At 63.1% G+C, this 1,874-nt stretch carries 1 protein-coding gene; it reads right to left on the reverse strand.

Annotated features, from left to right (window positions below; genetic code table 11):
* The coding region (gene cofH, locus K9B33_RS22855; RefSeq protein WP_224551412.1) for a 5-amino-6-(D-ribitylamino)uracil--L-tyrosine 4-hydroxyphenyl transferase CofH at positions 1-1,874 on the reverse strand (1,874 nt) is incomplete at both ends.

Consider the following 1,874-nt stretch of genomic DNA (forward strand, 5'->3'; position numbering starts at 1 on the left):
CCGCCAAGGTCGTTGACACCGGCTCGCAGGGCCGCTGCAACGCCGCTTGGTCCAAGCTTCACCCAACTTGCCTGGATATTGGTTATCAGCGGATGGAGGACCAGGCGCGATATGGCGTACATCAGGATCGTTTCGCGGAAGCTGGGCCCCGACCGTGCACGTCCTTTCATCCAGATCGGCGATTCCATATGGACGAAGGGCAGCGGCACGAATTCAGTAAATCCGCCCGTCTCCTCCTGAAGATCGCGGATCTTGAGCAAATGGCGCGCCCAATGTTCATAGCCCTCAACATGGCCGAACATCATCGTGGCGGTCGAGCGAAGGCCAACGCGATGGGCGGTCCGCATGACATTGAGCCATTCACCGGAATCGAGTTTGTCCGGGCAGATGATGGCGCGAATCTCATCGTCCAGTATTTCTGCCGCCGTCCCTGGCAGCGTCGATAGCCCCGCATCGCGAAGCCGAACCAGATAGTCCTCAAGGTCCAGGCCGAGCGTCGACGCGCCATGTGTGACCTCCAGCGGCGAAAAAGCGTGAATATGGATATGCGGTGCCGCGTCACGGACAGCCTTCAGCACCGCAAGATAGGTGTGACCGTCATAATCGGGATGGATGCCGCCCTGAAGGCAGACTTCGGTGGCACCGCGATCCCATGCTTCGGCTGCGCGACGCCCGACCTCCTGCATGTCCAGTCGATAGGCTGGTCCCCTGATGGCCTTGGTGCTGCCTTTTGAAAAAGCGCAGAAGCCGCATTTGTAGAGGCAGATGTTGGTATAGTTGATGTTGCGGTTGACGACATAGGTGACATCGTCGCCAGCAACGTCCCGACGCAGATCGTCCGCCGCCTGCATGAGCCGTTGCACATCAGGGCCATCCGCCTGGAACAGCCGCACGATCTCGCTCTCCTCCAGCCGCTTTCCCGACCGGGCAGCCCCGATCAGCGCCTCGATGCCGGCTGTCTCCGTGGTTCTGCCATGCGCCGCCAGAGCGGGGGCCTGTGCACCTGCTCCCGCATGCCATCCATCGGTGACGGGCAGCCCGCGGCCGTCGATCGAGCGCCGCACGATCCTGGCAATAGCCGGCTCGGCCCAGCGGTCCGCATCAAGCGCGAAGGCAGGCCCGATCGCGAGCCGCTCACGCAACACGCGGCCCGCTTCCAGCGTCGCCCGTTCGAGAACGTCCAGATGCGGCCAGGGGGCTTCAGGGTTGACATGATCCGGCGTGACCGGCGAAACACCGCCCCAATCATTGACGCCCGCACGCAGCAAAGCCGCAAGCTCTTGCGGCGCGTGAAGATTGGGCGGTGCCTGGATGACCATCTGCGGACCCAGGATCAGGCGGGCGACGGCGATGGTCCACAGATGCTCGTCCAGCGAAGGCTCGGGATGATCGACCATCTTCGTGTCCGGCTTGGCCCGGAAATTCTGAATGATGACCTCCTGGATATGGCCATGGCGCTGGTGCAAATCCCGAATGGCGACAAGCGCGTCGATCCGCTCGTCGCGCGTCTCGCCGATCCCGATGAGCAGGCCGGTCGTGAACGGCACGGCGGCCCGACCGGCGGCTTCGATGGCGGCAATCCTGCGCGTCGGCACCTTGTCGGGCGAGCCGTAATGGGGACCGCCCTTTTCCGAAAGCCGGTCCGACACCGTCTCCAGCATCAGTCCCATGGACGCTGAAACCGGACGCAGCGCCTTATAATCGGCATCGTCCATCAAACCGGCATTGATATGCGGCAGCAGCCCGGTTTCATCGAGAACAGCGCGGGCCATCTCCTCGACGTAGGAAAGGGTGGTATCGTGTCCGAGCGCCACGAGCGCCTGTTGCGCTACAGGATAACGCGCTTCCGGCCGGTCGCCCAGGGTGAAAAGCGC

Origin of the sequence: Sphingobium sp. 3R8 (genome assembly GCF_020166615.1) — a bacterium.
Lineage (GTDB): Bacteria > Pseudomonadota > Alphaproteobacteria > Sphingomonadales > Sphingomonadaceae > Sphingobium > Sphingobium bisphenolicum.